The organism is Pseudomonadota bacterium, assembly GCA_010028905.1.
Classification (GTDB): Bacteria; Vulcanimicrobiota; Xenobia; order RGZZ01; family RGZZ01; genus RGZZ01.
On the sequence record RGZZ01000303.1, the window covers coordinates 1 to 6,270 of the forward strand.

The window sequence follows — 6,270 nt, forward strand, 5'->3', positions numbered from 1 at the left end:
CCGGACGCGCAGGCGCTGCGCCAGCTGCACGAAGAGGTGAAGCGCGTGCTCGAGGCGAGCGTGCGTCGCAAGGGCACAGCCGCCGACATCACCCGGCGCATCGATGAGGTTTTACTCCACCCGGTGTGGGGGTTGCTCATCATGGCCACGCTGTTCTTTGTCATCTTCCAGGCGGTGTTCAGCTGGGCGAAGATGCCACAGGAGCTGCTGCAGGCCGCCATCGAGTGGCTGTCAGACACCGTGCGCAGCCACATGGCCGAAGGTGCGCTGCGAAGCCTTCTCACCGAAGGGGTGATTGCCGGGGTGGGAAGCGTGATCGTCTTCGTGCCTCAGATCCTGGTGCTGTTCTTCTTCATCTTGATTCTCGAGGACTCGGGATACATGGCGCGCGCCGCGTTCCTGCTCGATCGTCTCATGGGCGGGGTCGGACTCCACGGCCGCGCGTTCATCCCCTTGCTGAGCAGCTTTGCCTGTGCCATCCCGGGCATCATGGCCACCCGCACCATCGAGAATCCCCGCGATCGCCTGGCCACGATTCTCATCGCCCCCCTGATGACGTGCTCGGCCCGCCTTCCCGTCTACGCCCTTATCATCGCCGCGTTCATACCGAACCGATCGGTGCTGGGCCCCCTCAGGCTGCAGGGCCTCGTGCTGTTCACCCTCTACGCCTCGGGCATCATCTCCGCGCTGATCGTGGCGTGGCTGCTGAAGAAGACGCTGTTCACCGGACCACGCCCACCGCTCATCCTCGAGCTGCCCACCTACAAGACCCCTTCGGTGAAGAGCGTGACACTCGGGCTCCTCGAACGTCTCGTCGTGTTCCTGAAACGTGCGGGCACCCTCATTCTGAGCGCCATGATTGTGGTCTGGTTCCTCAGCTCCCATCCCGCGCCGCCACCCACCGACGTGAACGGCCCGCTCATCCAGTACAGCTTTGCGGGCATGCTCGGACGCGCGCTGGCCCCCCTGTTCAGCCCTGTTGGATTCAACTGGGAGATCGTGGTGGCGCTCATCCCGGGCCTCGCAGCCCGCGAGGTTGCCGTAGCGGCCCTGGGAACGGTCTACGCCGTCAGCGGAAGCGAGGCCGGGCTGGGCGAGACCCTGGCCCACGCCTGGTCGCTTCCCACCGCCCTTGCGTTTCTCGCCTGGTACGTGTACGCCCCCCAGTGCCTCTCCACCCTGGCCATCACCCGCCGAGAGACCAACTCTTGGCGCTGGCCCATTGTCATGGCGGCCTACATGTTCGCTCTCGCGTACCTCGCGGCATTCGTCACCTACCACGTAGCCTCGTGGATGCTCGCGTCATGACAGGTCAGGAGCTGGTCGTGCTCGCGTTGGTGGGGGTGGCGTGCGCGCACCTGACGCTCGCCCTCGGACCAACACGATGGCGGGGCCACGTGGCTGCCCATCTTCGCGCACTGAGCGCACGCCCCAGCCTGCCGATGTGGCTTCGCCGCGCCGCCGTATCACTGGGACGCACCATCGCGCCTCCGCCGGCGTGCACGGGGTGCGCGGCCCACCGCCCTCCCCCTATCTCTGAATGGATCCGAAAGGATCCTCCAAGGGTATCCAGGCGGCCGTAGCGCAGTCGCAGCGAAAGGCGTCAAGATGGGGAAGGCCAGGGAACACTGGTCATCTCCCGCTCGCGCGGGCTCGAGGAGGCTGAATGTCCGTCCCCCCCGTTTCCCCGTCTGCATCATCGTCTGTGGCGCTGTCAATGCTCCTGGAACGCTACCACGAAGACCGCAGCCCCGCTCTTCTCGAGGAGATCGTGGCGCGGCAGATGCATCTCGTTCGGCAGGTGACACGTCGCTTTGCAGATCGCGGAGAATCACTGGAAGACCTGCAGCAGGTTGCGGCCCTCGGGCTGGTCAAGGCCGTTCAGAGCTACAACCCGACCCTCGGGCATCAGTTCTCGACCTACGCCATTCCCACGATGCTCGGAGAGATCAAGCGATGGTTCCGCGACAAGGGGTGGGCCGTGCGCGTTCCCCGGCGGCTGCAAGAGCTCGGCCAGGCGGTGCGCCGCAGCCAGGAAGCCCTGTCGCACACCCTCGGACGCGTCCCCACGACGCACGAGATCGCCAATGCGCTTCACGTCACCAGCGAGCAGGTGACCGAAGCCCTCGAATCAACCCAGCACTACCGGGCCCTCTCCATCGATGCGATGCAGAACCCGTCAGGCGAGGAAGGGGACGAGCGCACGCCGCTGTCCATTGGTCACGACGACCCGGCCATGCGCAACGCAGATCTCCGCGTCATCCTGGAACGAGCCTGTGACCGACTTCCGCAGCGAGAGCGCGAGATCGTGCGCCTGCGCTTCGTCGAGGGACTGTCTCAGGCGCAGGTGGCCCGCCGCCTATCGCTCTCGCAGATGCACATCTCCCGCTTGCAGAAGCGCGCGCTGACCACCCTTCGCGAAGCCATCGAGCCGAAGGAACCCCCTCTGCCAGCGGGCGCGCTTGCAACGACGGCGCGCGTCAGGGGCTGAGAGCGATGTCTCCGCGCGGACATGAGGCCTGAGCCCCAGGGGCGTGCAACGCAAGGAGCGCTCAGCGCTCGACCAGGCCCTGGGTGGAGTTGTACTGCGGGTAGTTGGCCGCGTACCCCGCGCCCGAGTGATTGCTCGAACCGCTGCAGATCACCGTGAAGGCGTCAGGCACGCTTGCAGAGGTGAAACCGCTCGTCGTGTATGAGACCGTGCCCACCGACGGGCAGGTCGGAATCGATTTCAGGTAGTTCGGTGTCAAGGTCGAGGGATTCGTGGGATAGCGCCCCGAGTTGTCGGTGGAATACATGGTCAGGGCGGTTCCGATGTTCTTCAGATTGGACTTGCACGCCGTAGCCTGGCCTTGAGCGCGAGCACGAATGAAGTTCGGAACCAGGATCGCCGCCAGGATGGCAATGATGGCAATGACGATCATCAGCTCGATGAGTGTGAAGCCTGTACTGCGAGAGCGGAATTGCATGTGGCCCCCTTGATTTTCAGATATGAAGCGACAATGAAAGAACCCGTAAAGATTATATGTTTTTCCTTCCCGCGTCAAGCCGTTCCGAAACAAGTGGCTGTCACTGCACCGTGTCGCCAGGTTTGCGGGAGGAACAGGCTCGCGCTGTGAGGGAAGGGTCGCGTTCGCGTGCGCGAGGGGGCTCTCAGACGCGCGAGAGGAAGATGGGAAGGTTCAGCTTGTTGCGATAGTTGGGGCGATAGCGCACCGTGTCGTACATCGTCGCCACGTCGACACGCCGTGGCCCCTGCGCCGGATCGGGAATGGGCACGCGATCGAAGCAGCCGTTCGAGACCGCCATCATGACGTTGCTCGTGCCCTCGGTGAGACAGTCGAGCGCCATGTTCCCAAATGTCATGCCCACCAGGCGGTCCATGAAATCGGGTTCGCCGCTGCGCAGATCATAGGTGAGATCGCTGACGATGGTCTGCTGACCCGTCAGACGCTTGATCTCGTCGCTGAGATCTTCGGCCACGTTGACCTTCTTGCGGTGCCCATAAGCGTCCGGCTCGCCGTATTCACGGGTCACATGCCCCTTCCACGTGGCCCCCTCCGAGACAATGACAAGAGAGTAGTTGCTGGGATTGTTGCGCTTGTCGGTGACCACAAGGTCGACGAGCTTCTCGAGATGGACCCGATGCTCCGGGATCGCGCAGCGCAGGCTCGTGACGTAGGCTGTATACAGCGCGGTGAAGCCGGCGTCGCGTCCGAACACCCGGAAGATGCCGATGCGCTCGTGCGAGCCCACCGTGGTGAGCTGGCGCTCGATGGCCGACATCGCGCGGGTGATGGCCGTGGAGAACCCGATGCAGTACTCGGTGTTCTGCACGTCATTGTCCATCGTCTTGGGGATGGCGATGACCTTGACCCCCTCTTTGTCGAGACGCGATGCGTAGCTCAACGTGTCGTCGCCCCCGATGACGATGAGATGCTCGATGCCAAGCCGCTCGATATTCGACATCACGGCCGAGGTCATGTCAAACACCTTCGCGGAGCCCGTGCCCCTGCGCACGCGGCTCGAGGGGAAGGCGTCGCTACTGAGGAACGCGGGAACGGTCTTCATCTTCGACGGATTGGTGCGACTCGTGTGAAGAAAGGTTCCCCCCGTGCGATCGATGGTGCGGGTGTTGTCGCGCGTGAGCGTCTTGACGTAGTGCGCGTGGCTCTCAGGGTCGTCGAGGTTGACGTGGGTCAGCCCCTCCCACCCCTTGCGGATGCCGATGACCTCGAAATCCCGCTCGGTGCCGCCATACACAACCGCCTTGATGACGGCGTTGAGTCCCGGCACATCGCCTCCGCCCGTGAGAATGCCGATTCGCTTCATCGCCTCTCCTCTCTGCACGCGCCATCACCGCGCCGCGGCACGATTCCCGCCCTGAGATCGTTCCCCCTGCCGCCCGCTCTCGCACCCCGACGGGGAATCTGACAGGTCTGCTCGGGCAGAGATCGCGGCAAGAGACCGCGCGGACCCCATCAAAAAACACCGCCCCAGGGGGCGGTGCGCAGATGGCACGATGAGCCGCGAAGCGCAGCGGTCTACTTCTCGATGAGACCCGCGCGGTTCGTGTACTGCGGATAGTTTGCGGAATACCCGACACCCGCATGATTGAGACCGCTGCACACCAGGGTGTAGGAATCAGGCACCGAGGATGAGGCATACCCGTTGGTGTACACCGCCTGTGCATTGAGCGACGGACACGTGGGAATCGTCTTGATATAGTTGGGCAGCACGTTGGTGAGCACGGTGGGGAAGCGCCCACCGCTGTCATGCGTGTACATCTCGAGCGCGGTCGCGATGTTCTTCACGTTCGTCTTGCAGGCTGCAGCCTGGCCTTGCGCCTTCGACTTCACGAAGTTGGGGACCAGGATGGCGGCGAGAATGGCAATGATGGAGATCACCACCATGAGCTCGATGAGTGTGAATCCACGCTTACGGTAACCCGTGATCATAACACCGCGCCTCCAGAAGGTCATTCGCCACCCTGACTTGCTTATGAAGCGAGCCCGAGGATTCAACATATGGTTCGGCGTGGTTGCGCTGGGTCCTGTAAAGAATCACACGATGAAAAGTTTTTTTTACTCGCGGCCTACAGAATCGAGCTCCACCGATCACACCGTCAATATGAAGAGGTCGGCAGGTAGCGCTGGAGCAGCGGCGCAAGACGTGTTCGCATCTCATCCGAGATCAGGATCGGGTCGGTCATGATGGTGTTGGCAAGGGCTCCACGACAAGCGCATTCATCGCTCGGTCGCGCGTTCTCGATGACACGAAGCAGCAGGGCATTCGCATTGGACGCATTCGCACTGAGCGTCTCGAGAACCATCTCGACGCTCACGTGCTCATCCTTCCAGACATCGTAGTCAGTGACCAGCGCGATCGTGGCGTAGCACATCTCGGCCTCGCGCGCCAGCTTGGCCTCCGGCAGGGCGGTCATGCCGATGATCGAGGCTCCCCAGCTGCGATACAGGTTCGACTCGGCCCGCGTCGAGAACAGCGGCCCCTCCATGCATACATAGGTCCCCCCGCTGTGCACACGCACCGGCATGTCGGAGGCACTGTCTGCGATGAAGGCGCGCAAGCGCCCGCAGAACGGCTCGGCAAAGCCCACATGAACGGCCATCTCGTCGAAGAAGGTCCCGGTGCGCAGCCGTGTGCGGTCGATCAGCTGATCGGGAAGCACGAAGTGGCGCGGCGCCAGCTCTTCCCTGAGGCTCCCCACGGCGCTCACCGAGAAGACGGTGCTCACCCCGAGCTTCTTGAGCGCAAAGATGTTGGCCCGATAGGGAACGTGCGTGGGATTGTGACGATGCCCCTTGCCGTGGCGCGCGATGAACGCCACGTCACGGCCTCCGACACGGGCGTGAACGATGCTCGACGAGGGGGGGCCGAACGGGGTGTCGACCTCGATCTCGGAGATAACCTCCACACCTTTCATGGCGTAGATCCCTGATCCGCCGATCACACCGATTTCAATGGACTGCATGTCTTCCTCCCCGAGTCGCTTGATGAAGGTTCGACCGTTCTCTGCCTGGCCGAGAGACTCCTACCCGCCCGGCGGTCTGATGCACAGACGAGATCAGAGAATCGACTTTCCCAGCGCCGACAGGATCAGCTCAACCCCGAGCTCGGCGGTCCGGTTGTTCACGTCGAGAACCGCATTCACCTCGGTGATCTCGAGCGCCAGCATGCCCCCATGCTCGGCGATGATCTCGAGGGCCAGGTGGGCCTCGCGATAGGTGAGGCCGCCGCGTACGAGGGTGC

7 protein-coding genes are annotated in these 6,270 nt (G+C 63.3%); 2 read left to right on the plus strand and 5 right to left on the minus strand.

Annotated elements, in window-relative coordinates; all coding sequences use genetic code 11:
- Both feoB and EB084_17455 read left to right on the plus strand, forming a co-directional pair.
- Positions 1–1,308 (plus strand): ferrous iron transport protein B (gene feoB, locus EB084_17450; protein ID NDD30044.1); only part of this gene is annotated, 1,308 nt, incomplete at its 5' end.
- 358 nt (positions 1,309–1,666) lie between these two features.
- Positions 1,667–2,491 (plus strand): SigB/SigF/SigG family RNA polymerase sigma factor, encoded by an 825-nt coding sequence (locus EB084_17455; protein NDD30045.1) that lies wholly within the window; start codon positions 1,667–1,669, stop codon positions 2,489–2,491.
- A gap of 61 nt (positions 2,492–2,552) precedes the next feature.
- Here the strand turns inward: EB084_17455 and EB084_17460 are convergent, their stop codons facing one another.
- The 5 genes from EB084_17460 to EB084_17480 form a co-directional block, all read right to left on the minus strand.
- Positions 2,553–2,969 carry a prepilin-type N-terminal cleavage/methylation domain-containing protein gene (locus tag EB084_17460; protein NDD30046.1) on the minus strand — a complete coding sequence of 139 codons (417 nt, stop codon included), beginning with the start codon at positions 2,967–2,969 and terminating at the stop codon, positions 2,553–2,555.
- Positions 2,970–3,153: 184 nt separating this feature from the next.
- Entirely contained in the window at positions 3,154–4,332 is a 1,179-nt protein-coding gene (locus tag EB084_17465; GenBank protein NDD30047.1) for a 6-phosphofructokinase, read from the minus strand.
- Between the two features lie 212 nt (positions 4,333–4,544).
- On the minus strand, positions 4,545–5,027 hold the full coding sequence (locus EB084_17470; protein ID NDD30048.1) for a prepilin-type N-terminal cleavage/methylation domain-containing protein: 483 nt from the start codon (positions 5,025–5,027) through the stop codon (positions 4,545–4,547).
- Positions 5,028–5,125: 98 nt separating this feature from the next.
- Positions 5,126–5,992 carry an S-methyl-5'-thioadenosine phosphorylase gene (mtnP, locus tag EB084_17475; GenBank protein ID NDD30049.1) on the minus strand — a complete coding sequence of 289 codons (867 nt, stop codon included), beginning with the start codon at positions 5,990–5,992 and terminating at the stop codon, positions 5,126–5,128.
- A 93-nt stretch (positions 5,993–6,085) separates the two neighbouring features.
- Positions 6,086–6,270: arginase (locus tag EB084_17480; GenBank protein ID NDD30050.1), on the minus strand; the 185-nt coding region annotated here is incomplete at its 5' end.